We start from the raw sequence: 23,730 nt of genomic DNA on the forward strand, positions 1-23,730 counted from the left end.
CCCGGTGCGGGATACTGGTGGGCGGCCGGGGTGACCCGGCCGGGACAAAAGAAGCAGCAGAAGGGCTCGAAGTGACTGAGATCGAGATCGGGCGAGGCAAGCGCGGCCGACGGGCGTACTCCTTCGACGACATCGCCGTCGTCCCCAGCCGCCGGACCCGCGACCCGAAGGAGGTCTCGATCGCCTGGCAGATCGACGCCTACCGCTTCGAGCTGCCCTTCCTGGCGGCGCCCATGGACAGCGTGGTCTCCCCGCAGCAGGCCATCGCCATCGGCAACCTCGGCGGCCTCGGCGTGCTCAACCTCGAAGGCCTCTGGACCCGCTACGAGGACCCGCAGCCGCTGCTCGACGAGATCGCCGCGATCACCGACGAGTCCGCCGCCACCCGCCGCCTGCAGGAGATCTACGCCGAGCCCATCAAGGCCGAGCTGATCGGGCAGCGCATCAAGGAGGTGCGCGACTCCGGTGTCGTCACCGCCGCCGCGCTCTCGCCGCAGCGCACCGCCGAGTTCTCCAAGGCCGTCGTCGACGCCGGCGTGGACGTCTTCGTGATCCGCGGCACCACCGTCTCCGCCGAGCACGTCTCCGGCGCGGCCGAGCCGCTCAACCTCAAGCAGTTCATCTACGAGCTCGACGTGCCGGTGATCGTGGGCGGCTGCGCCACCTACACCGCCGCGCTGCACCTGATGCGCACCGGTGCGGCCGGCGTGCTCGTCGGCTTCGGCGGCGGCGCCGCCCACACCACCCGCAACGTGCTCGGCATCCAGGTGCCGATGGCCACCGCCGTCGCCGACGTGGCCGCGGCCCGCCGCGACTACATGGACGAGTCCGGCGGCCGCTACGTGCACGTCATCGCGGACGGCGGCGTCGGCTACAGCGGCGACATCGCCAAGGCCGTCGCGTGCGGTGCCGACGCCGTCATGATCGGTGCCGCGCTCGCCCGCGCCACCGACGCGCCCGGCAAGGGCCACCACTGGGGCATGGAGGCCGTCCACGACGACGTGCCGCGCGGCAAGAAGGTCGACCTCGGCACCGTCGGCACCATCGAGGAGATCCTCACCGGCCCGTCGCACACCCCCGACGGCACGATGAACCTCTTCGGTGCGCTGCGCCGCGCCATGGCCACCACCGGCTACTCGGAGCTCAAGGAGTTCCAGCGGGTCGAGGTCACCGTCAACCCGGCGCTGAACCACCGCTGACAGGCGGCCCGAGCCCCCGTCCGCCCGCGCGGCCGGGGGCTCCGGCGTGCCCGGCGGCGGGCCGCGGGGCCCGTTCCGGGCCGTCCGGAGCGATGCTTTTCGGCCACGCACGGACCGTTGCCCCGTAGCGGGACCGCCGCAGGCCATGGGGCCGATTGGTCCCGGGCCGAAGCAACAGGAGATGATGGGCACTTGGCGTTCTGGGCCCCGGGTGCGCCCGCGGTGGCCCGACGCGCCGTCACCGCCGACACGGCCAGCACAACATGGGGGAGCGCACGATGACGCAGCCGCAGGAGCCCACCGGCCGTCTGCTCGCCGGCCGGTACCGACTGAGCGAGGTGCTCGGCCGTGGCGGAATGGGAACGGTCTGGCGGGCCGAGGACGAGATGCTCGGCCGGGTCGTCGCCGTCAAGGAACTCCGCATGCACGGCGGGGTCGACGAGGACGAGAAGCACCGCCTGATCGTCCGGACCCTCCGCGAGGCCAAGGCCACCGCCCGGATCCGCCACACCGCCGCCGTCACCGTCTTCGACGTCGTCGAGGAGGACGAGCGGCCCTGGATCGTCATGGAGCTGGTGGAGTCCCGCTCCCTCGCCGACGTGATCAAGGACGACGGCCCGCTGAAGCCCGCCCGGGCCGCGGAGATCGCCCTCGACGTGCTGGGCGTCCTCTCCGCCGCCCACGCCCACGGCATCCTGCACCGCGACGTGAAGCCGTCCAACGTGCTCATCGGCGACGACGGCCGCGTCGTCCTCACCGACTTCGGCATCGCCAGCGTCGAGGGCGACACCTCCGTCACCTCCACCGGCATGCTGGTCGGCGCGCCCTCCTACATCTCGCCCGAGCGGGCCCGCGGACGCAAGCCCGGCCCGCCCGCCGACCTGTGGTCGCTCGGCGGCACGCTCTACGCCATGGTCGAGGGAGCGCCCCCGTACGACCGCGGCTCGGCGCTCGCCACCCTCACCGCGGTGATGACCGAGGACCTCACCCCGCCGGTCAACGCCGGGCCGCTGCGGCCCGTCATCGAAGGACTGCTGGAGAAGGACCCGGACCTCCGCCTGGACGCCTCCGCGACCCGTGCCGCGCTGCGCCGGATCGTCGCCGAGGCGACGTCCCGCGCCGAGGCCACCACGCAGCAGGCGGTGCCGGTCGCCGAGCCCACCCGGGCGATGCCCGTGCCCGCGCCCGCGCCCGCCCCGGCGGAGCCCGCCGCGGAGCCCACCGGTGCCGCGCCCGCCCCGGCCCGGCCGCGGCGCGGCGGCGTCGGCACCGTGCGGGTCGGCAGCCGCGCCGCCGCACCGATACCCGGGCCGGCGCCGGCCGCGCCCCCCGCGCCCCCGGCCGCCCCGCCCACGGCGCCGGTCCCCGTGGTCCGGCCGCAGGGCGGACCGCCCCGCAACGTGCTGATCGCCGGCGGCGCCCTGCTGCTCGTCCTGCTGCTCGTCGGCCTGGCCCTGGTGCTGCGCGACCGGGACGAGGCCGGGAGCACCGGAAAGCCGTCCGCCGACGCCGCGAGCTCGCCCGCGGCCGCCACCGCCCCGGCCGGCACCCCCTCCGCGGGGGCCTCCCCGAGTGCCGCGGCGACGACGCCGCCGCCCTCCGCGAGCGCTGCGGCGTCCACGCCGCCGGCCTCGGCCCCGGCCACCACCCCGCCCGCCGGCGGCGGCGACGGCGCCGTCCCGGCCGGGTACCGGACCGTCCGCGACTCCTCCGGCTTCTCGATCGTGCTGCCCGACTGGATGGCCGACAAGGGCCAGGACTACGACGCGACCAGCCGCAAGTACGAGGGGAACGGCCTCAAGCTGGTCGTCGACTGGACGCTCGGCGCCGGGAACAGCGCCCTCGCCGACTGGCAGGCCAGCGAGCGGCACCAGACCTTCCGCAACTACCGGCGCATCCAGCTGCAGGCCCTCGTCTACCGCGAGTGGACCAACGCCGCCGACTGGGAGTGGACGTACGGCAGCACCACCACCTACCACTCGCTGAACCGCGGATTCGTCACCGGCGGCGGCAAGTACGGCTACGCGCTCTACTGGACGACCACCGACGCCGACTGGAACTCCGCCGCCGACACGGCGGCCCGCAGCACCGGTTTCGCCTCCTTCCGGCCCGCGCCGTGACCTGAGGCCACGGGCCGTCCGGCCGCCCGGTGCAACCGCCGGTGCCGGCCGGCCGTCCTCGGAGCTGCGGGCCCGCGGCGGCTTCGCGGCCCCGCGCCCGGCCCGGCGGAGGCCGTGCCGACGTACGCTGGCCGGGTCGAGAGGATTCCACATGCGAGCGGCCCCCGGTCAGGTGGTGGCCGGACGGTACCGGGTGACGGACCGTCCGGCGGGTGGCGGCCTGCCCGCACTGGACACCGCGTCGGGTGCACCGGTGCTGCTGCACGCCCTGGACCTCCCCGAACTGCTGATCCCCGGTCAGGTGTACGGCGGCGACGGCCCGCGGACGGGCGCCCGGCTCGCCGACCTGGCCGCCGCCCTCGCCGCCGCCGCCCCGCGCCACCCCCGGCTGCTGGCCCAGGCCGGGGCCGCCGCCGACGGCGACCTGCTCTGGGTCGCCGAGGAACGCCTCGGCGGCGCCCCGCTGGACGTCCTCGCCGGGGCCGGCCCGGTGCCGGCGTACCGGGTGGCCGAGATCGCCGCCGACCTCGCGGGTGCCCTGCGCGCCCTCCACGAGGCGGGCCTGACGCACGGCAACGTCACCGCCGCCTCGGTGCTGGTCTGCGAGGACGGCGCCGCCCAGCTCGGCGGCCTGCTGCTCGGCGCCGTCCAGGAGTCCCTCTGCGCGGAGCTCGGCGGCCCGGTGCCGCGCCGGGTCCACGAGGCCCGGGCCGACCTGCTCGGCGCCCGCGCGGAGCGCTGGCCGGCCGACGCCGGCCCGCCCGCCGACTGCTGGGCGCTGGGCGTGCTGCTGCACCGGCTGCTGGCCGGCCACGGCCCGTACCCGGAGGACGACCTGCCGACCCTGCTGGCAGCCGTCCGCGACGGCCGGAGGTACCCGTCGGACGGCTGCGGCCCCCTGCGGAGCCTGGTCGACGACCTGCTCGACGTCCGGCCCGGCGCACGGCCCACCGCCCAGGGCGTCCAGCAGCGGCTGCGCGCCCTGCTCGCCGGCGCACCGGAGCCGTACGGGCTGCGCGACACGCCGCCGCTGCTGCCGGTGGTGCGCCCGGCCGGTCCCGTGGTGCCGCACCCGCGCGCGCGGCGGTCCGGCGCGGACACCGGCCAGGAGCGGCTGCCGGTGCCGCGCCGTCCGCCGCGGGTGCCGCCCGCCCTGCTGGGGCCGCTGCTGGTCGGCGGGGTGCTGCTGGCCCTGCTGGCGGGACTGGCCGCGGTGGTGCTGGTCGCCGGCTGAACGGCCGCGGGCGGCGCGCGGCCCGTTTGTCGAACCCCGGGCGAGGGCCGCCTAGGGTGGGGTTGGAAGATGTCCGTACGGTGGGTCTGCGGTGCACCGACTCCTCCGTCGCGGTGACGGGGGAACGACGATGGGGGAACGGTCGCCATGGGTGTGCAGGACCGGTCGACGGACGGCAGGGAAACCGCCCGCGTGCTGGCCGGCCGGTACGTGCTCGGCGACCGGCTGGGCCGCGGCGGCATGGGTACCGTCTGGCAGGCGCGCGACGAGATGCTCGACCGCGAGGTGGCCGTCAAGGAACTCACCGTCAGCCACCTCCCCGAGGAGGAGCTGGAGATCCTGCAGTCCCGCATGAAGCGGGAGGCGCGGGCCGCCGCCCGCATCAAGCACCCGGGCGTCATCACCATCCACGACGTGCTGGAGGACGACGGCCGGCCCTGGATCGTCATGGAGCTCGTCGACGGCCGCTCCCTCGCCGACGTGATCAGCCAGGACGGCACGCTGCTGCCCCGCGAGGCCGCCGAGGTCGGCCTGCAGGTGCTGGCCGCGCTGCACCGCGGCCACCAGCTCGGCGTGCTGCACCGCGACGTGAAGCCCGCCAACGTGCTGCTGGAGAAGGGCACCGGCCGCGCCGTCCTGCTGGACTTCGGCATCGCCACCTTCGAGGGCTCCACGGAACTCACCCGCCCCGGCGACCTGATCGGCTCGCCCGACTACCTGGCGCCCGAACGCGCGCAGGGCGACCGCCCCGGCCCGGCCTCCGACCTGTGGGGGCTCGGCGCGACGCTGTACGCCGCCGTCGAGGGCGAGTCGCCGTTCCGCCGCACCTCCCCGCTCACCACCCTCGCCGCGGTCGTCGGCGACCCGCTGCCGGAGCCCCGCCGCGCCGGTGCGCTCGGACCGGTGCTCGCCGCCCTCATGACCAAGGACCCGGCCGCGCGGCCCGGCGCCGACGAGGCCGCCCGGATGCTGCGCGAGGTCACCGCCGGGCACACCGTCGGCATGAAGGTGCCCGGCAGTGCGCACCGGGTGCCCACGCAGGCCGTGCCCGTCGTCGACCGCACCGAGGCCCCGGCCGCTCCTGCCCCGGCCGCTCCCGCCCCGGCTGCTCCCGCCGCGGCCGGGCCGCCCACCGCCGCGACGCTGCCCGTGCCCGGCCCGGCGCCCACCGTCTCCGCGCCGCCCGCGCCCCTCCCGCGGCCCGTCCGGGCCACCGCGCCCGTCGCGCCGCCGGCCCCGGCCCGTCCGCGGCGCCTCTGGCCCCGGCTGCTGCTCGCCGGCGTGGCCACCGCGCTGGTCGCCGGCGCGGCCGCCTACGCCCTCGGCCTCGGCGGGCACGGCGGCGGCACCCCCGACGACCGGACGACCAGTGCCGCGCCGCAGATCAACGTGCCCACCACCGACCCGTCGAAGGACCCCGGCCCCGCGCCGGCCGGCTACGCGTGGAAGGAGGACGCGGCCGGCTTCCGCTTCCCGCTGCCCGTCGGCGGCAAGCCGTGGGTGCGCTCCACCGACAACAACGAGATCTACTACAGCCCGGACGCCAAGGTGCACTACCTGCAGTTCGCGGTGACGGTGGGCCAGCCCCTGACGCCGATGGAGCACTTCCGGCAGATGGAGGAGAGCATCGACCTGAACCGGAAGGAGTACCGGCGCGAGAGCCTGACGCCCATCAAGGTCAACGGCCAGGAGGGCGCGGTCTGGGAGTTCAGCTACCTCTCGCTGGACGGTTCCGGGCGCCGTCACCTCAAGGAGGCCGAGTTCCGCTCCGAGGACGGCACCTCCTACGACGTGCTGGTGGCCGCGCCGGAGAAGGACTGGCAGGAGGCGCTGCGCCGGTTCACGGTCGTGCTGAACAACTTCTCCGTGGAGCAGTGACCGGGCGGCGTCCGGTCGCTCTCCGTGCGTGACCCGTCACGGAAAATGGTGTTACCGGCGGGTACACATCCGGCCGCCGAGGGCCTAGGCTGCGCTCCATGACGGACACCACGGCAGACGCACAGGTCCGGCCCGACGGCGGGGCCGGACGCAACCCCGCGGCGCCCGGCGCCGCCCGCACGGTCGCCTCGGCCGTCACCCCCGCCCTCGTCGCCCGGCTGGCCCGCGGCATCACCGCCCCCGGCGGCGCCGGGCCCGCCGAGACGCTGGCCCCGCTCACCGGCGAGCCCCTCGCGAGCCTGCCGCAGTCCACCCCGGACGACGTGCGGACCGCCTTCCGCCTCGCCCGCCGCGCCCAGCAGGCGTGGGCCGCGCTGCCGGTCCGCCGCCGCGCCGCCGTCCTGCTGCGCTTCCACGACCTGCTGCTCGCCCGGCAGGACGAGGCGCTCGACCTCGTCCAGGCCGAGACCGGCAAGACCCGCCTGCACGCCTTCGAGGAGGTGCTCGGCGCGGCCCTCGCCGCCCGGCACTACGGCCGCAAGGCGCCCGCCTACCTGCGCGACCGCCGCCGCGGCGGCGCCCTGCCGGTGCTCACCCACACCGTCGAGGGCCGCCGCCCCAAGGGCGTCGTCGGCCAGATCTCGCCGTGGAACTACCCGCTGGAGCTGTCCGTCAGCGACGCCCTGCCCGCCTTCGCCGCGGGCAACGGCGTCGTCACCAAGCCCGACACCCAGACCGCCCTCACCGCCCTCTGGGCCCGCGAACTGCTCGTCGAGGCCGGCCTGCCCGCCGACCTGTGGCAGATCGTCGTCGGCGACGGCCCGGTGATCGGCCCGGCCGTCGTCGCGCACGCCGACTACGTCTCGTTCACCGGCTCCACCCGCACCGGCCGCGAGGTGGCCCAGCAGGCCGCCGCCCGCCTGGTCGGCAGCTCCCTCGAACTCGGCGGCAAGAACGCCCTGCTCGTGCTCGCCGACGCCGACCTCGACCGGGCCGCCGAAGGCGCCGTGCGGGCCTGCTTCTCCTCCGCGGGCCAGCTGTGCATCTCCGTCGAGCGACTCTTCGTGCACCGCTCCGTCGCCGACGCCTTCCTGGAGCGCTTCACCGCCCGCACCCGGGCGCTGCGCCTCGGCGGCGGCCTCGCGTACGGCGCCGACATGGGCTCGCTGGTGTCCGCCCGGCAGTTGGAGACCGTCACCCGGCACGTCGAGGAGGCGGTCGAGGCCGGCGCGACCGTGCTCGCCGGCGGCCGCGCCCGTCCGGACCTCGGCCCGCTCTTCCACGAGCCCACCGTGCTCGACGGCGTCACCCCCGGCATGGCCGTGTGCACGGAGGAGACCTTCGGACCGGTCGTCTCCGTCTACCGCTTCGACACCGAGGACGAGGCCGTCGCCCTGGCCAACTCCACCCCGTACGGCCTGAACGCCAGCGTCTGGACGAAGGACACCCGCCGCGGCCGGGCCGTCGCCGCCCGCCTGACCTCCGGCACGGTCAACGTCAACGAGGCGTACGCCGCCGCGTACGGCTCGGTGGCCTCCCCGATGGGCGGCATGGGCGACTCCGGGCTCGGCCGGCGGCACGGCTCCGAGGGCATCCTGCGGTTCACCGAGGGCCAGACGATCGCCACCCAGCGGCTGGTGCCGATCGGGCCCTCGCACGGCCTCGACGACCGGCGGTTCGCGGCCCTGCTCACCACCGGCCTCAAGGCGCTGAAGACCCTCCGCTTCCGGTAGGCACCCCGTCGGACCCGGCAGCGGACCCGGTAGCGCCCCCACCCCCGAAGGAGCAGCGGCACATGGCGGACAACGGCGGATACGACTACGACGTCGTGGTGGTCGGGTCGGGCTTCGGCGGCTCGGTCGCGGCCCTGCGGCTCACCGAGAAGGGCTACCGGGTGGCCGTGCTGGAGGCCGGCCGGCGCTGGAGCGCGGAGACCCTGCCGAAGAACTCCTGGGACCTGCGCCGCTACCTGTGGGCCCCGGCCCTCGGCCTGTTCGGCATCCAGCGCATCCACCTGCTGAGCAACGTCCTGGTGCTGGCGGGCGCGGGCGTCGGCGGCGGTTCCCTCAACTACGCCAACACGCTGTACGTGCCGCCGAAGGCCTTCTTCGAGGACCGCCAGTGGGCGGGCATCACCGACTGGCAGGACGAGCTCGCCCCGCACTACGACCAGGCGCAGCGGATGCTCGGCGTGCGCCTCAACCCGACGGTGACCGCCGCCGACACCCACCTGCGGGCTGCCGCCGAGCGGATGGGCGTCGGCGACACCTTCCACCTCGCACCGGTCGGGGTGTTCTTCGGCGACGGCAGGGACGCCGACGGCACCGTGCGGTGCACCCCCGGCGCGGAGGTCCCCGACCCGTACTTCGGCGGGGCCGGACCGGCCCGCAGGGCCTGCACCGAGTGCGGCGAGTGCATGACCGGGTGCCGCCACGGCGCCAAGAACATGCTGATCGAGAACTACCTCCACCTCGCCGAGCAGGCGGGGGCGGAGATCCGGCCGCTCACCACGGTGGTCGACCTCGCCGAGGACGCGGACGGCGGCTACGCCGTCACCACCGTGCCCACCGACCGGCGCCGCAAGGGCGGGCGCAGCGTGATCCGCGCCCGGCAGGTCGTCGTCGCCGCCGGCACGTACGGCACGCAGACGCTGCTGCACGCCATGCGCGACGCCGGGCGGCTGCCGCGGATCTCCGGGCGGCTCGGCTTCCTGACCCGCACCAACTCGGAGTCGCTGGTCGGTGCGCTCACCAGCGACCGCCGCTACCGGCGGAAGACCGGCGAGCCGCGGGCGGACTTCAGCCGCGGGGTGGCGATCACCTCGTCGATCCACCCGGACGGCAACACCCACATCGAGCCGGTCCGCTACGGCAAGGGCTCGAACGCGATGGGCCTGATGACCATCCTGCAGTTCCCGCACGGCCGCTCGAACCTGCTCTCCTACCTCGCGACGACGGTGCGGCACCCCGTGCTGTCGGTCCGCAACCTCTCGAAGCGCCGCTGGTCGGAGCGGACGATCATCGGCCTGGTCATGCAGTCCCTCGACAACTCGCTGACGACCTTCCGCAAGCCCGCCGGCCTCGGCAAGGGCCTGCTGACGGCGAAGCAGGGGCACGGCGCGCCGAACCCCGAGCACATCCCCGAGGGCGAGGAGGCCGCCCGCCTCCTGGCCGACGAGATCAACGGCTTCGCCGGCACCAACGTGGGCGAGCTCATGCGCATGCCGATGACCGCGCACTTCCTCGGCGGCTGCCCGATCGGAGCGGACGCGGAGCAGGGCGTCATCGACCCGTACCACCGGCTCTACGGGCACCCCGGCATCCACGTGGTGGACGGCGCCGCGGTCTCCGCCAACCTCGGCGTCAACCCGTCGCTGACCATCACGGCGCAGGCCGAGCGGGCGATGTCGCTCTGGCCGAACAACGGCGGGGCCGACCCGCGGCCCGCGCAGGGCGAGGACTACCGCCGGGTCGGGGCCGTCGCGCCGCAGCGGCCCGCGGTGCCCGCCGGGGCGTTCGGGGAGCTGCGGCTGCCGCTGCTGCCCGTGCCCGGGGTGCCGGCCCGCCGGGATCCCGCCTGAGCTGTTCATGATTGACAGCCCGTCGCGGCCGGTGGGATAAACGGCACTCGAACGGCCGGTGCGGGGAGCGGCCGCGACCAGGGGGAGCGGCATGGCGATCTGCACGGGCTGCGGGGCGGCGTCGGCGGGCTGGGCACGGAGCTGCGCGAACTGCGGGAGGTCCTTCGACCGGGCCGATCAGCCCGGCGAACCGGTGTCCGCCGGGCTGATCGGCGTGGTCGAGGCGGAGGCCGGCAGCGGTGCGGCGTCCGCCGCGGGCCGCTGGGGCCGCGGCGTCCCGTACGAGCCGCGCGGCGGCGGGCCGGCGGCGTTCGGCCGGGCCCTCGCGCCCTGGGCTCCCGCCGCGCGGGCGCTGCTCGCCCCGACGGCGCTGCTGCTGGCGGCGGCGGCGCTGCTGGCGCAGTCCGAGTCGGTCGGCTTCCCGGCGGGGGACTACGGCTCCCGGTTCCGGGTCTGCCTGGCGCGGGTGCTCGCCGCGTTCGGCGCCGCCACGGAGACCCGGTCGGCGGGTGATTCGGACGGCATGCTGATGCTGAACTCCCAGGTGACGTCCGCCGCCGTGCTGCTGCTGACCGCCCTGTGGACGGCCCTGCTGTGGCTCGGCCTGCGGGCCGCCGGGCGTCGCCGCAGCACTCCGGCGGACGCCCGTGCGGCCGTGGAGGAAGCGGGCAGGACCGGGGTGCTCGCAGGTGTCGTCGTGCTGCTGCTCGCTCTGGCCGGGCGGGTGCGCCTGCCGGTCTTCCCGGACTTCCCGCGCCGGGGTTCCTACCTGGTGGAGCCGGGCCTGTGGCCGACCGTTCCGGTGGTGGTGCTGCTGGCCGGTGCGACGGCCCTGGCGGTGCACGGCCGGGTGGCGGACCTGCCCCGCGTGGCGCCGTGGTGGGCCGCGGCGCGGGCGGCGGCGGGTGCGGCCGGGACGTCCGTCGTGTTCGCGGGGGCCGCCGTGGTGGTCCTGGCGGTGGCGCAGGGCGACGGCGTGGCGATGTGGGTGGTCGTGCCGCTGGCGGTCAACGGCGGGCTCTTCCTGCTGGCGTTCGGCTCCGGGGCGCAGATGCGGGTGGAGCGGTGGGGCGCCGGCGAGGAGAGGGGCGCGGAGGGGTTCTCCCTGCTGCACCCGGGCGCCGTGCCCTGGGCGTGGTGGACGGTGCTCGCCGCCGTGGCGGCCGCCCTGGTGCTGGCCGGGTGGGTGCACCGGCTGCGGCTGGGCCGCGGTGCCCGGCTGCGGGCGGCCGTGCTGCACGCGCTGCTGCTGAGCGCCCTGATGGCGGTGGCGGGCGGCTCCGAGCGGCACTCCTACGGCTTCGAGCCGACCCTGCAGGGGCAGGCGTGGTCGCTGGGGGTGGCCGGCGTGCTGGTGGCGAACGCGGTGTGGTCCGCGGTCGGGGCGCTGGCGCTGCCGGTGGTGTTCGCGAGGGTCCGGCCGGCGCGCGTGCTCATCGGCGCGCCCCCTGCCGACGGGCCCGAGCCCTCCGCGGAGCCCGAGGCCGCCCCGGAGCCGCCGGCCGTGCCGTACGCGTCCGAGGTGATGGACTGGCGCACCCGCGACTGACACCGCGCGACGGCCGGCCCCGGACAGGGCAAAGGGCCCCGCGGGGGAACGGGGCCCTTTGTCGTTCAGCACACGGCGTCAGGGCTGCGCCGGTGTGCTGGGCGACGGCGCCGGGGGAAGTGCGCCGTCTCGTCGGATGGCTTGGTACGCGGTGGCCGCCCGCGGGTGTGCGGGGCCGTGCCGCGTGCGCGGGCCGGGTGCGGCCCTCACGGAGCGTGAGGTGACAACCGTTGTCGGCGCCGGTCCGGTCGAATGCCCGGGCCCGGTGCACGCCGCCGTCGACAGGCGGTCGGCCAACCCCCACAACCAGCATCGTGATGGACGGAAGCCGTGCAGTGCAACCGGTTCGGCACAGTTCGGCGCAGTCCGTTTCCCGGTGGTGATCCCTCCGTTCCCGGGCCGGTCGTGGACGCGGGCACGCCGTACGGTCGGTTCGGGCACGGGAGCTTCCACTACGCTCCGTAGTAGTTGCAGCCGGGGCGCACAGGGGCGTGCGCCCGGAGGCCGAGGGGTGGGACGGGAGGGCCGAGGGGTGGTACGGCCCGGGGGCACGGGCCGGGGTGCGACGTCCTGGGGGTGGGGCGGTCGGCGCCGGCGCCGACCGCCCCACCCGCCGGTTCCGTCCGGTCGCGGCCGGGGTCGCTGTCCCCTGCTGCCCGGCAGCCGCACCGCGGCGCGGTCCCACGGCGGGCCGGGCCCGCCACGCGCAGCGGTGGACCGGATCGGGATCCACGCGTGGTCCTGCCGACCGTGCGGTGCCTCCCCGGCCTGGCGGGCGCGGTGCGGTCGTACGGTCGTCGGGTGCAACGATTCCGCGCCCGGTGCGGTCACGGCGGGGGAGGTCGGCAAGCGGGTGAAACCTGAGCGTTCGAGCCGCCCGGTAGACTCGGCCCCAGACTCCTCACCACCCCCGCCGGAAGGCCGTCCGTGTCCTCTGCTTCCCCGGACCAGTCCGTACCTGAGAACGACACCGTCCTGGTCGTCGACTTCGGTGCCCAGTACGCCCAGCTCATCGCCCGCCGGGTGCGTGAGGCGCGGGTCTACAGCGAGATCGTGCCGAGCACCATGCCGGTCGCCGAGATGCTCGCCAAGAACCCGAAGGCGATCATCCTCTCCGGCGGGCCGTCGTCGGTCTACGCCGAGGGTGCCCCCCGGCTCGACCGTGCGATCTTCGAGGCCGGCGTGCCGGTCTTCGGCATGTGCTACGGCTTCCAGCTGATGGCCGTGACCCTCGGCGGCACCGTCGACAACACCGGTGCCCGCGAGTACGGCCGCACCCCGCTCGCCGTCTCGCGCAGCGGCTCGACGCTCTTCGAGGGCGTGCCCGCGCAGCACTCCGTGTGGATGTCGCACGGCGACGCCTGCTCGGCCGCGCCCGAGGGCTTCACCGTCACCGCCTCCACCGCCGTGGTGCCGGTCGCCGCCTTCGAGAACGACGAGAAGCGGCTCTACGGCGTGCAGTACCACCCCGAGGTGCTGCACTCCGACCACGGCCAGCAGATCCTGGAGCACTTCCTCTACCGCGGCGCCGGCATCGCGCCCGACTGGACGACCCACAACGTCGTCGACGAGCAGGTCGCGCTGATCCGCGCGCAGGTCGGCAACAAGCGCGCCGTCTGCGGCCTCTCCGGCGGCGTGGACTCCGCGGTGGCCGCCGCCCTGGTCAACAAGGCCATCGGCGACCGCCTCACCTGCGTGTACGTCGACCACGGCCTGATGCGCAAGGGCGAGACCGAGCAGGTCGAGAAGGACTTCGTGGCCGCCACCGGCGTCCAGCTGAAGGTCGTCGACGCCAAGGAGCGGTTCCTGACCGCGCTGGCCGGCGTCAGCGACCCGGAGCAGAAGCGCAAGATCATCGGCCGGGAGTTCATCCGGGTCTTCGAGCAGGCGCAGGCCGAGATCGTCGCCGAGGCGGGCGAGCACGGCGAGTCCGTCGACTTCCTCGTCCAGGGCACGCTCTACCCGGACGTCGTCGAGTCCGGCGGCGGCACCGGCACCGCGAACATCAAGTCGCACCACAACGTCGGCGGCCTCCCCGAGGACCTGCAGTTCCAGCTCGTCGAGCCGCTGCGCAAGCTGTTCAAGGACGAGGTCCGGATGGTCGGCCAGGAGCTCGGCCTGCCCGCCGAGATCGTCCAGCGCCAGCCGTTCCCCGGCCCCGGCCTGGGCATCCGCATCGTCGGCGAGGTCACCGAGGAGCGTCTCGACCTGCTCCGCGAGGCCGACGCCATCGCCCGCGAGGAGCTCACCGCGGCCGGCCTCGACCAGCAGATCTGGCAGTGCCCGGTCGTGCTGCTCGCCGACGTCCGCAGCGTCGGCGTCCAGGGCGACGGCCGCACCTACGGCCACCCGATCGTGCTGCGCCCGGTCTCGTCCGAGGACGCCATGACCGCCGACTGGTCGCGGCTGCCGTACGACGTGCTGGCCAGGATCTCCACCCGCATCACCAACGAGGTCCGCGACGTGAACCGCGTCGTCCTCGACATCACCAGCAAGCCGCCGGGCACCATCGAGTGGGAGTGATCCCACCGGCCGGTTCTCCGCAGGCCGATTGAACATCCGCGCCGCCGCTTCCGTACGAGGGAGTGGCGGCGCGGCTGCGTACGCCGCAGGACCTGCCACGGAAGACGCACCACAACGGGCAGAATCGGACCGGACCTGTCAGCAGTTGGCAGGCCGCGAGGGAAGGGCATCGGGATGACCGGGGCGCACGACGGACACGGACGGCCGGACGACACCGCGCGGCGCACGCCGTCGCTGCGCACCCCGGAGGGCCGGGCGGCCTGGCAGCGCACCGCGAGCCGCTACGCGACGCTGCCGCTGCGGCTCTTCCTCGGCATCACCTTCGTCTACGCGGCCTTCGACAAGCTCTCCGACGCGCACTACCTCGCGGGTGCCGCCGACCCCGCCTCGTTCGTCTCCCAGACCCAGGCCGTCAAGGGCGCCAGCCCGATCGGCTGGGCCCTCGGGCCCGCCCTCGACCAGCCGACCTTCTTCGCGCTCCTCGTCGCCTTCGGCGAACTCGCCGTCGGCCTCGGCACCCTCCTCGGCCTCTGGGGCCGGGTCGCCGCCCTCGGCGGCACCGCGATCAGCCTGATGCTCTTCCTCACCGTCAGCTGGAACGTCTCGCCGTACTACCTCGGCAACGACCTCGTCTACCTGATGGCCTGGACACCGATCCTCCTCGGCGGCACGCCGTACCTCTCCGTCGACGGCTACCTCGCGCGGCGCGCCGAACGCGACCGCCGCCGCGGCCTCGCCGAGGACGCCGTCCGCCGGCGGGCCCTGCTCGACGGCGGGATCGCCGCCGTCGCCCTCGGCGGCGCCGGCCTGCTCGCCGGCTCCCTCACCGCCACCTTCGGCCGCGACCGCACGGCCTCCACCGCCGGCCCGGCCGGCCCCTCCACGCCCGGCACCCCCGGTTCGACCAACCCCGCCCCCGCGCAGGGCGGCGCCGCGGTGACCGTGGCCGCCTCCGACGTGCCGGTCGGCGGCTCCTCCCAGGTCAAGGACCCCGCCAGCGGCGACGCCGTCTACATCGTGCAGCCGGCGGCCGGCACGTACTGCGGCTTCTCCGCGATCTGCACCCACTCCGGCTGCACCGTCGACGCGCCGCGCGACGGGAACCTGTACTGCCCCTGCCACGGCTCGCGCTTCGACGCGAAGACCGGCGCCGTGCTCAACGGCCCGGCCACCAAACCGCTCCCCAGGTACACCGTCACCCGCAACGGCGACCGGCTGGAACTCGGCGCCCAGCAGAGCTGACCCGCCCGGGCCGCGGGCCGTACCCGCACGGCCGCGGTCCGGACGCCCCCCGGCGCCCGGACCGAGGTCAGGCCTCCTCCGGCGGGGGCGGCGGCAGCTCGTCGCCGCGGCCCCGCCGCGCCACGGCCGTCACCGCGCCCGCCAGCCCGGCCACGCCCAGCGTGATCAGGGTGACGGGGATGACGATCCGCCCGTTGACCGTCCGGTCGTTCAGCGACGCCACCAGGTACACCCCGGCGACCGCCGTGAACAGCACCCCCGAGATCAGCGAGAACACGTCGAGCCGGTGCTTCCTCATGACTGGACCACCTTGATGTCTCCGACCCCGGCCTTCAGCGTGAGGTCGAGCGTGCCGTGCGAAGCCGTACCGTCCGCCGGGGGCAAGGTGACCCGGTGCGAGTTGCCGAGACCGGAGATCTGCTGGCCGTCCGGCAGCGTGATGTCGCCCGCCAGGCTCCGCACCGTCAGCCGCACCTCCACGTCGGGCCGCAGCAGCACCGTCAGATCACCCGCGCCCAGCCGCACCTCCGTGCCGAGCTCCGCCCCCGCCGGGTCGAGCCGCGTCAGGTCGAGCGTCGCGTCACCCGCGCCCAGGTCGTAGTGCTCCTGCAGGGCCGCCGCCGTGGCCGGCACCCACAGGCGGTCACCGACCCCGGCCCGCAGCGCCGAGGCCGAACCCCCCGCGACGGCCAGCACCAGCACCAGCACCAGCGCCGGCACCGTCAGCCCCCGCGCCCGCCCGTAGCGGGCACCGAACAGCATCACCACCCCGAGCGCCAGCAGCGCCGCCGCCAGCACGGTGGCGATGTGCACCGGCCCCCCGTGGCGGTCCGTCACCAGCCACGCGAGCGCCCCCGCCCCGGCCGCCAGCAGCACGCCGACCGGCCCGAGCCCGCCCTCGCGGTGCCGCTTCCGCGCCGCCGGCCGGACCGGCGCGGAAGCGGACGGCTTGCGCAGCGGATCGCCCTCCGGCAGGTCCGCCCGCTGCCACCACGCCTGCGCCGGAACCCCCGGCGGCGGAGTCGGCCCGCCGTACGGGTTGCGCTCCGGGTGCCGCGGATCCCACAGGTAGCCGCTCGGACCCGGCGGCGGCGTGTCCGACGGCGCCGGCCCCCCGCCGCCACCGCCCTGCACGATCCGGGCCGCGTACGCCTCGTGCGCGGCCCGCATCCGCTCCTGCACCTCCGCCTTGCGGGCCAGCCACTCCGCCTGCACGCCGTGGCCGAACCGGTGCTGCCACGTCCGCCAGTCCAACTGCTCGACCGGCTCCTCCGGACGGTCGTACGGGCCGTCCGGCGCCCCCGACGGGCGTCCCCCGCGGCCGCCGCGGGCCCGCCGCCGCTCCGGGTCGTACCGGACGGCCAGGAACACCAGCGCGCCCAGCAGCAGCAGCGGGAACAGCTGCCCGCCGTCGCCCATCGACGAGAAGAACACCCCCGTGCCGATCACCGTCAGCAGCACCGCGCCGATCGACTGCCCGTCCACCCGGCCCGTCAGCACCCGCTGCAGCTCGGTGCGGCCCGGCTCGCCGTCCACCGGCTCCCGCGGCACCACCAGCCACGCCAGCCCGTACAGGAACAGGCCGAGCCCGCCCGACAGGCACAGCACCGCGACGACCACCCGGAACACCACCGGGTCGATGTCCAGATGCCGCCCCAGCCCCCCGCACACGCCCGCCACCACCCGGTGCTGCCCGCTGCGCGTCAGCGGCGGGCGCTGCGCCTCCGGCGGTGCGTCCCCGGACGGTGCGGCGGCCGTCCCGGCCCCGGCCGTGCTCTCCTCATCGGTCATGGCACCATCCTGCGGGCTGCGACGCCCCCGCCCAACCGCCCGCGGCCCCGGACGTACCCTGATTCGTCCCTGAGGGACTTCCGGGGCCGACCCTGATGCACCCGCCCCCGCGCGCGTGTGACCATCTGTGGCGTGGCAGCACCCGGCAGCGAGACCCAGCACCCCGAGACCGACACCCCGGCGGCCCCCGCGGCGCCGGACGGCCCACCGTTCCGCAGGCTCTACCGCAGCCCGCACGGGCGGATGCTCGGCGGCGTCGCCCACGGCCTCGCCGTCCACCTCGGCCTGCCCGTCAGCTGGGTGCGCGGCGCGTTCGTGCTGCTCTTCTTCGCCCAGGGCATCGGCGCCCTCCTCTACGCCGCCTTCTGGTTCGTCGTGCCGATCGGCATCGGCGAACCCGCCCCCGGCGCGGCCACGCAGTGGGCCTACGTCGACGGCGCCTTCGTCCGCGTCGGCGTGGGCGCCGGCACCCGCCCCGTCGACGGCCCCACCAAGGGCCGCCGCCGCGGCATCGCCCGCCTCCGCGACCTGCTGCAGCGCACCTTCCACGGCCTGCCCGGCGACGAACCCGCCCCCGACGCCGCCGCGGCCGCCGCCGGCACCGGACGCGCCGGAGGCGGGCTCGGCCAGCTGATCGCCCTCCTCCTGCTCGTCGTCGGCGTCATCGCCCTCCTCAACGCCCTCCACATCCAGACCGCCAAGCCCTACGTCTGGCCGCTGCTCACCATCGGCGTCGGCGTCGCCCTGGTCTGGCGGCAGGCCGACGACTCCCGCTGGCAGCGCTGGTTCGGCCTGGAGGAGGGGTCGAAGCGCCGCAGCGCCTTCGTCCGCGTCGGCGCCGGCGTGCTGTTCGTCGTCGCCGGCATCGTCGGCTTCCTCGTCCTCCAGGGCAGCGGCTCCACCGTCGCCTCCGTCATCGAGGCCTCCGTCGCCGTCGTCGCCGGCATGCTCGTCCTCGTCGGCCCGTACGCGCTGCGCATGTGGCAGGACCTCGGCGCCGAGCGCACCGCCCGCATACGCGCCCAGGAACGCGCCGAGATCGCCGCCCACGTCCACGACTCGGTGCTCCACACCCTCACCCTCATCCAGCGCCGCGCCGAGGACCCCAAGGAGGTGCTGCGCCTCGCCCGCGCCCAGGAACGCGAACTGCGCCTCTGGCTGTACCGCCCGGAGGCCGTCGCCGAGGCCGCCCCCGACACCCTCGCCGAGCACGTCCGCGCGATCGTCGCCGAGGTCGAGGACCGCCACGGCGTGCCCGTCGAGCTCGTCTGCGTCGGCGACTGCCCGATGGACGAGCGGATCGCCGCACAGATGCAGGCCGGGAGGGAGGCGATGGTCAACGCGGCCAAGTACGGTGGCGGGGGACCGGTCCAGGTCTACGCGGAGGTGGAGGGGAGGACGGTGTCGGTGTTCGTACGCGACCACGGCCCCGGCTTCGACCCCGAGTCCGTGCCCGAGGACCGGATGGGTGTCCGCGAGTCGATCGTCGGCCGGATGAAGCGCAACGGCGGCACCGCACGCGTGCGGCCCGCGGCGGGCGGCGGCACCGAGGTCGAGCTGGAGATGGAGAGGGCAGATGACTGACACAGGGGGCACCGGGCCGGAGCGCATCGCGCGCGTCGTCCTGGTGGACGACCACCGGATGTTCCGCACCGGCGTACGCGCCGAGATCGGCCGCACCGAGGCCACCGGCATCGACGTGGTCGGCGAGGCCGACGACGTCGAATCGGCGGTGCAGGTCGTCGCCGAGACCAGGCCCGACGTCGTGCTGCTCGACGTGCACCTGCCCGGCGGCGGCGGCGTCGAGGTGCTGCGCCGCTCGGCACCGCTCATGGGCGACCAGGGCGGGGTGCGCTTCCTCGCGCTCTCCGTCTCCGACGCCGCCGAGGACGTCATCGGCGTCATCCGCGGCGGCGCCCGCGGCTACGTCACCAAGACCATCACCGGCACCGACCTCGTCAACGCCGTGTTCCGCATCGCCGACGGCGACGCCGTCTTCTCCCCGCGCCTCGCCGGCTTCGTCCTCGACGCCTTCGCCGCCACCGACACCCCGCCGGTCGACGAGGACCTCGACCGCCTCACCCAGCGCGAGCGCGAGGTGCTGCGCCTGATCGCCCGCGGCTACGCGTACAAGGAGATCGCCAAGCAGCTCTTCATCTCGGTGAAGACGGTGGAGAGCCACGTCTCCGCGGTGCTGCGCAAGCTCCAGCTGAGCAACCGCCACGAGCTCACCCGCTGGGCGACGGCCCGCCGGCTGGTCTGACGCGCCGCGGCACCGCTGCGGCCGCACCGCAGCGGTGCCCGCCGGAGGGGCCCTCCCGGACGCCGGCCGCGCTGTGCGGCCGCCGTCCGGCCCTGGCGTCGTACCGGTGCCGTCACGGCGCGGCAGGGCCCGCCTGCGGCTCCGTGGCGGGCCGGGCGCCCGCGGCGGACCGCCGGTTCACCGCCTTGGTCAGCCGGCGGCCCAGGTTCTGTCCGGGGAGCTCCACCAGGCGGTACGTCAGGTGACTGACGACCAGGACGGTGGCCACGAAGACGAGCGCCGGCACGAACTTCTCCACGCCGTGCTGCGCCGGGTGGTAGCCCTTCAGCGCCCACCAGACGACGAACATCAGCGGAATGTGCACGATGTACACCGAGTAGCTGATGGCGCCGAGCCAGGTCAGGACCCGCGGGAACGCGCGGTGGCGGAGCAGCATGCCGACACCGAACGAGATCCAGGCCGCCAGGTAGGGCAGGGAGAACCCGGCCCAGTGGTGCGTCCAGGTGCGGTCCAGTGCGGCGCCGTGGTTGTAGAGGTAGCCGACCAGCACGCCGCTCGTCAGGACGAAGCCGCAGCAGAGCAGACCGGGCAGGCGTCCGAGCTGCCCCTTCTCCATGCGGTGGATCACGGTGCCGGCGAACATCGTCGCGAAGATCATCATGGTCTCGAAGAACGTCGACCGGGCATTGCCCAGCGCCAGCACCAGGCCCAGCAGCCCGAGCACCAGGGATCCCGCCCGGACGGCGGCCGTCCGGCCGCTGAGGATCGCGGCCAGGGAGGCGACGACCACGACGACGGCGACGGCGATGAGGTTCCGCGTCGACGCACGGTCGACGCTGATCAGGATGGTGGGGCTGACGGCCGCGCCCAGCAGCAGGGCCGCGGCGGCGAACCCCGTCGCGATGGAGGCGCTCCTGCGGTGCAGGTTGACCACGAAGAGCGCGGCGACGAGGAAGTAGAACACCATCTCGTAGCAGAGCGTCCACATCGCGCCGATCGCGTTCGGCACGTGCAGCATCTCCTGGAGGAGCAGCCCGTTCGCGAGTGCCGAGCGGACGGGGTGCTCGACCACGGTGTGGTTCAGGGCCGCGTAGTCGTCCGGCAGCAGCAGCGAGGCCAGGACCGTCACGGCGACCAGCGGGTAGATCCGGAATATTCGGCCTATCCAGAACCCCCGTACGTCGCCGCGCCGTTCGAGCGAGGCGGGCACGATGTAGCCGCTCACCAGGAAGAACAGCATGACCGCGTAGATGCCCAGGTCGAAGTGGCGCTCGATGTACGCGCCGTGCGGCACCAGCTTCAGCACGCCGAAGTGGTGCAGCGGCACCACCATGGCCGCGACGCCGCGCAGGGCGTCGAGCCAGCCCAGGCGTCCGGCCGGCCGGGCGGCTGCTGCATCCGCGGATGGAGGCGCCGTTGCCTCGGTCTTCTGCTGCTCAGTGACACTCACGGCTGGGAGGCTAGCCCACGAGTGCGGCCCTTGGGGAGCTCGGCGTGGGGCGGTCCGCCCGGCCGGCCGCCGTGTCCGTGCCGTCCGGAAGCGGGGTCGTGGTACGGAACGGTGCGCCGACGGCCCATAATGGTGGGCGCGCCATTGGGGATGGGACTTCTCCCCCGGGTCGGTGCCCGAGAGGCGGCCCGTGACTTCCGTCACAGCCCGCCGGGTGCCTGCCGCCGTCCGCCGCCGTACCGAACCCGCACACGGAGCACCATGCCAGACACGTCGTTCGACGCCGCCGCGCGTCCCGAGCCCGCTGCGGGCGGGCCCGGCCGGGAGACCGCGGCCGCCCGGCGCCCGCGCTGGAGCCCGTCCGCGTGGCCGTCGCAGGTGCTCGCGCCGCTCGGCTACTGGGCCTGCACCCGCCTGCTCATGGTCATGTCGGTGTTCTCCTCGCACGAGAACTCCCAGGGCGAGGTCCACAAGCTGTACGAGAAGTGGGCGGCGGTCCTGCTCGACGGGTCCTACCCGATCGGCGATCCGACCTGGCAGTACCCGCCCGGCGCGGCCGGGGTCATCCTCGCGCCCGAGGCCGTCCCCGGGGTCAACTACGTCCAGGGCTTCGTCGTGGTGGTGTTCCTCGCCGACCTGGTGATCGTCTCGGCGCTCCTGTGGTTCGGCAGCAGGCCCGGACGCAGGCTGTCCGGAGCGTGGATCTGGATCCTGGCGCTGCCGCTGATGCTCTACATCCCGTACGCCCGGTACGACGTGATCGTCACCCTCTTCGCCGTCCTCGCGCTGCTGACCCTGCAGGGCCGCCCCTGGCTCGGCGGCGGTGTCGCCGCGCTCGGCGCCATGGTGAAGGTGTGGCCCGCGTTCGCGGTGTTCGGCGTCCCGTGGGGCAGGAGCCTCCGGTCCGCCGCGGCCGGGTTCGTCGCGTCCGCGGTGGCGCTGACCGCGATCATGTCGCTCCTCTTCGAGGGCCCCTTCGACTTCCTGCACGCCCAGGGCGGGCGCGGCATCGAGTTCGAGTCGCTGCCCGGCAGCGCCCTCCTCGTGGCGCACCACTTCGGCTACCACGGCGAGATCTCCTACCGCTACGGATCCCTGGAGATCGTCGGCCCGTACGTCGAGCGGCTCGGCACGATCATGGTGCTGTGCAGCGTGGCCGGGTTCCTGTGGCTGCTGCTCTGGCGCGCACGGGCCCGGGTCTTCTCCGACGCGACACCGGCCGACGCCGCACTGGCGGCGATGCTCGTGTTCGTCACCACCAGCCGGGTCATCAGCCCGCAGTACTTCATCTGGCTGGTCGGCGTCGGCGCGGTGTGCCTCAGCTACCGCAGTACCGTCCAGCGGCCGGTCGTCCTTCTCCTCGTCGGCGCCACCGCGCTGACGACCGTCGAGTTCCCGCTGTTCTGGCAGAGCGTCATCGCCGGGCACGCGGGCTTCGGCGCCGTGCTGGCCGCCCGCAACGTCCTGCTGGTCACCGCCACCGTGCTCGCCTGCGTCCGGCTGTGGCGGTCCTCGGTCCCGCGCCGCCGCCGGGCGGAGACGGCCGACCCGGTGCCCGGTGCCACCGGTTGAGGTTCGCGTGATACGGATCAGACGTCCGCGGCACCGCGGCACGACGCACCAGGGGAGCAGTCGATGACCACCAGGCTCGGTTCCGAGCGGACGCCGCGCCGCGAGGTGGCGCCGCGTCCCGTCGGGACACCGCAGCCCGGCCGCCGCCCGGCCGCCGCCCTGGCCCAGGCCGTGCGCCGCGCCGCACCGGCGCTGCTCGGCTACCTGCTCGTCCGGGCGCTGGGCGTGGCCGCGGTCGTGCTCTGGCACGGCCAGCACGGCACCACGGGACTGCACCGGCTGGCGACCATGTGGGACGCCTACTGGTACCAGGACATCGCCGTCCACGGCTACGCCGGGTCGGTGCCCGTCGCCGGCCCCTTCGGCGCCTACGAGGCCTACGCCTTCTTCCCCGTCTACCCGGCGCTCGTCCGCGCGACCTGGTGGCTGCTGCCGCTGCCCGTGCACTACGCGGCCCTGCTCGTCGCCTGGGCGGGCGCCCTGCTCGCCGCCTGGGGCATCTTCGCGGTCGCCGACCGGCTCCACGGCCGCCGGGCCGCGACCGTCGCGGTGCTGCTGTGGGGCGCGGGACCGTACGCGGTCGTCCAGAGCATGGCCTACTCGGAGCTCCTCTTCACCGCGTTCGCCGCCTGGGCGATGTACGCGGCGGTGACCCGCCGGTGGATCTGGGCCGGCACGCTCAGCTCGCTCGCCGGGCTCACCCGCCCCACCGGTGTCGCGGTGGCCGGGGCCGTGAGCCTGGCCGCCCTGTGGGCCCTCATCACCCACCTGCGGCACGCGCGCCGCGACACGGCCCGCGCCGGGACGGCGGACGGCTGGTGGCGCCCGCTGGCCGGCGGCGCGCTCGCACCGCTGGGATTCGTCGCCTTCATCGCGTGGGTCGGCACGCGGAAGGGCCGGTGGGACGGCTACTTCCGGGTGCAGGACGCCTGGCAGTCCCACTTCGACCTCGGCCGCTCGACCCTGCACGTCCTGCGACGGATGGTCACCGTGCCGGGACCGATCTGGCTGACCGACGTCGTCGTCGCGGGCACCCTGGTCGTCTCGGTCGTCCTCTTCGTGGTCTGCGTCGTCCAGCGGCAGGCCCTGCCCGTGGTGCTGTTCAGCGCGATGATGCTGATCCTCGCCATCGGTGACGCCGCCTACTTCAACTCGCGGGCGCGCTTCCTGATGCCGGCGTTCGGTCTGCTCCTGCCGGTGGCGGTGGGTCTGGCCCGCGTACGCACCCGGGGGGCCGTGCCCGCGGTGATCGCCGCTGCGGCGGTCTGCTCCGCCGTCTACGGCGGCTATGTGGTGTTCGTCTATCCGAACTCGCCGTGACCGGCCTGC

General features: G+C 75.1%; 16 protein-coding genes and 1 pseudogene. 14 read left to right on the forward strand and 3 right to left on the reverse strand.

What is annotated here, in order from left to right; all coding sequences use genetic code 11:
- The first annotated feature begins 71 nt into the window (after positions 1-71).
- The 10 genes and pseudogenes from SNE206_RS11305 (at position 72) to SNE206_RS11350 (ending at position 15,325) form a co-directional block, all read left to right on the forward strand.
- Positions 72-1,199, forward strand: coding sequence for a GuaB3 family IMP dehydrogenase-related protein (locus SNE206_RS11305; RefSeq protein WP_407913154.1), 1,128 nt, complete (start codon positions 72-74; stop codon positions 1,197-1,199).
- A gap of 278 nt (positions 1,200-1,477) precedes the next feature.
- Positions 1,478-3,319, forward strand: coding sequence for a serine/threonine-protein kinase (locus tag SNE206_RS11310; RefSeq protein ID WP_407913155.1), 1,842 nt, complete (start codon positions 1,478-1,480; stop codon positions 3,317-3,319).
- 151 nt (positions 3,320-3,470) lie between these two features.
- Positions 3,471-4,553, forward strand: a complete 1,083-nt coding sequence (locus SNE206_RS11315; RefSeq protein ID WP_407913156.1) for a hypothetical protein — start codon at positions 3,471-3,473, stop codon at positions 4,551-4,553.
- 147 nt (positions 4,554-4,700) lie between these two features.
- Positions 4,701-6,431, forward strand: coding sequence for a serine/threonine-protein kinase (locus tag SNE206_RS11320; RefSeq protein WP_407913157.1), 1,731 nt, complete (start codon positions 4,701-4,703; stop codon positions 6,429-6,431).
- Between the two features lie 98 nt (positions 6,432-6,529).
- On the forward strand, positions 6,530-8,164 hold the full coding sequence (locus SNE206_RS11325) for a succinic semialdehyde dehydrogenase (RefSeq protein ID WP_407913158.1): 1,635 nt from the start codon (positions 6,530-6,532) through the stop codon (positions 8,162-8,164).
- Between the two features lie 62 nt (positions 8,165-8,226).
- Positions 8,227-10,011 (forward strand): GMC oxidoreductase, encoded by a 1,785-nt coding sequence (locus SNE206_RS11330; RefSeq protein ID WP_407913159.1) that lies wholly within the window; start codon positions 8,227-8,229, stop codon positions 10,009-10,011.
- Between the two features lie 91 nt (positions 10,012-10,102).
- On the forward strand, positions 10,103-11,560 hold the full coding sequence (locus SNE206_RS11335) for a hypothetical protein (protein WP_407913160.1): 1,458 nt from the start codon (positions 10,103-10,105) through the stop codon (positions 11,558-11,560).
- A gap of 927 nt (positions 11,561-12,487) precedes the next feature.
- On the forward strand, positions 12,488-14,083 hold the full coding sequence (guaA, locus tag SNE206_RS11340; RefSeq protein WP_407913161.1) for a glutamine-hydrolyzing GMP synthase: 1,596 nt from the start codon (positions 12,488-12,490) through the stop codon (positions 14,081-14,083).
- A gap of 174 nt (positions 14,084-14,257) precedes the next feature.
- Positions 14,258-14,806: pseudogene (locus SNE206_RS11345) on the forward strand (DoxX family membrane protein); the annotation flags it as partial.
- Between the two features lie 234 nt (positions 14,807-15,040).
- Complete coding sequence (locus tag SNE206_RS11350) at positions 15,041-15,325, forward strand: ubiquinol-cytochrome c reductase iron-sulfur subunit (protein WP_407913264.1); 285 nt, start codon at positions 15,041-15,043, stop codon at positions 15,323-15,325.
- A 67-nt stretch (positions 15,326-15,392) separates the two neighbouring features.
- Here SNE206_RS11350 and SNE206_RS11355 read toward each other — a convergent pair whose 3' ends face one another.
- Positions 15,393-15,623, reverse strand: a complete 231-nt coding sequence (locus tag SNE206_RS11355; protein ID WP_407913162.1) for a hypothetical protein — start codon at positions 15,621-15,623, stop codon at positions 15,393-15,395.
- Complete coding sequence (locus SNE206_RS11360) at positions 15,620-17,116, reverse strand: PspC domain-containing protein (protein ID WP_407913163.1); 1,497 nt, start codon at positions 17,114-17,116, stop codon at positions 15,620-15,622. Before SNE206_RS11360 ends, SNE206_RS11355 begins: the two co-directional genes overlap by 4 nt.
- Before the next feature lie 132 nt (positions 17,117-17,248).
- Here SNE206_RS11360 and SNE206_RS11365 point away from each other — a divergent pair, with 132 nt between their 5' ends.
- Both SNE206_RS11365 and SNE206_RS11370 read left to right on the forward strand, forming a co-directional pair.
- Positions 17,249-18,700: a PspC domain-containing protein gene (locus tag SNE206_RS11365; RefSeq protein ID WP_407913164.1), complete on the forward strand. Its 1,452-nt coding sequence runs from the start codon at positions 17,249-17,251 to the stop codon at positions 18,698-18,700.
- Positions 18,693-19,379 (forward strand): LuxR C-terminal-related transcriptional regulator, encoded by a 687-nt coding sequence (locus SNE206_RS11370; RefSeq protein WP_407913165.1) that lies wholly within the window; start codon positions 18,693-18,695, stop codon positions 19,377-19,379. Before SNE206_RS11365 ends, SNE206_RS11370 begins: the two co-directional genes overlap by 8 nt.
- Positions 19,380-19,491: 112 nt before the next feature.
- Here SNE206_RS11370 and SNE206_RS11375 read toward each other — a convergent pair whose 3' ends face one another.
- Positions 19,492-20,829: an acyltransferase family protein gene (locus tag SNE206_RS11375; protein WP_407913166.1), complete on the reverse strand. Its 1,338-nt coding sequence runs from the start codon at positions 20,827-20,829 to the stop codon at positions 19,492-19,494.
- Positions 20,830-21,090: 261 nt separating this feature from the next.
- On the opposite strand from SNE206_RS11375, the gene SNE206_RS11380 reads away from it, so the two are divergent.
- Together SNE206_RS11380 and SNE206_RS11385 are read left to right on the forward strand one after the other, a co-directional pair.
- On the forward strand, positions 21,091-22,401 hold the full coding sequence (locus SNE206_RS11380) for a glycosyltransferase 87 family protein (RefSeq protein WP_407913167.1): 1,311 nt from the start codon (positions 21,091-21,093) through the stop codon (positions 22,399-22,401).
- Positions 22,402-22,464: 63 nt separating this feature from the next.
- Positions 22,465-23,721, forward strand: coding sequence for a hypothetical protein (locus SNE206_RS11385; RefSeq protein ID WP_407913168.1), 1,257 nt, complete (start codon positions 22,465-22,467; stop codon positions 23,719-23,721).
- Positions 23,722-23,730 lie beyond the last annotated feature (9 nt).

This window comes from Kitasatospora sp. NE20-6, assembly GCF_045862635.1.

Excerpts from the sequence above, each read along its gene's own strand:
- SNE206_RS11380 (WP_407913167.1), top strand. The coding sequence starts at position 21,091 with ATGCCAGACACGTCGTTCGACGCCGCCGCGCGTCCCGAGCCCGCTGCG.
- SNE206_RS11355 (WP_407913162.1), bottom strand. The coding sequence starts at position 15,623 with ATGAGGAAGCACCGGCTCGACGTGTTCTCGCTGATCTCGGGGGTGCTG.
- SNE206_RS11325 (WP_407913158.1), top strand. The coding sequence starts at position 6,530 with ATGACGGACACCACGGCAGACGCACAGGTCCGGCCCGACGGCGGGGCC.
- SNE206_RS11370 (WP_407913165.1), top strand. The coding sequence starts at position 18,693 with ATGACTGACACAGGGGGCACCGGGCCGGAGCGCATCGCGCGCGTCGTC.
- SNE206_RS11335 (WP_407913160.1), top strand. The coding sequence starts at position 10,103 with ATGGCGATCTGCACGGGCTGCGGGGCGGCGTCGGCGGGCTGGGCACGG.
- SNE206_RS11330 (WP_407913159.1), top strand. The coding sequence starts at position 8,227 with ATGGCGGACAACGGCGGATACGACTACGACGTCGTGGTGGTCGGGTCG.
- SNE206_RS11360 (WP_407913163.1), bottom strand. The coding sequence starts at position 17,116 with ATGACCGATGAGGAGAGCACGGCCGGGGCCGGGACGGCCGCCGCACCG.
- SNE206_RS11385 (WP_407913168.1), top strand. The coding sequence starts at position 22,465 with ATGACCACCAGGCTCGGTTCCGAGCGGACGCCGCGCCGCGAGGTGGCG.
- SNE206_RS11315 (WP_407913156.1), top strand. The coding sequence starts at position 3,471 with ATGCGAGCGGCCCCCGGTCAGGTGGTGGCCGGACGGTACCGGGTGACG.
- SNE206_RS11320 (WP_407913157.1), top strand. The coding sequence starts at position 4,701 with ATGGGTGTGCAGGACCGGTCGACGGACGGCAGGGAAACCGCCCGCGTG.
- SNE206_RS11310 (WP_407913155.1), top strand. The coding sequence starts at position 1,478 with ATGACGCAGCCGCAGGAGCCCACCGGCCGTCTGCTCGCCGGCCGGTAC.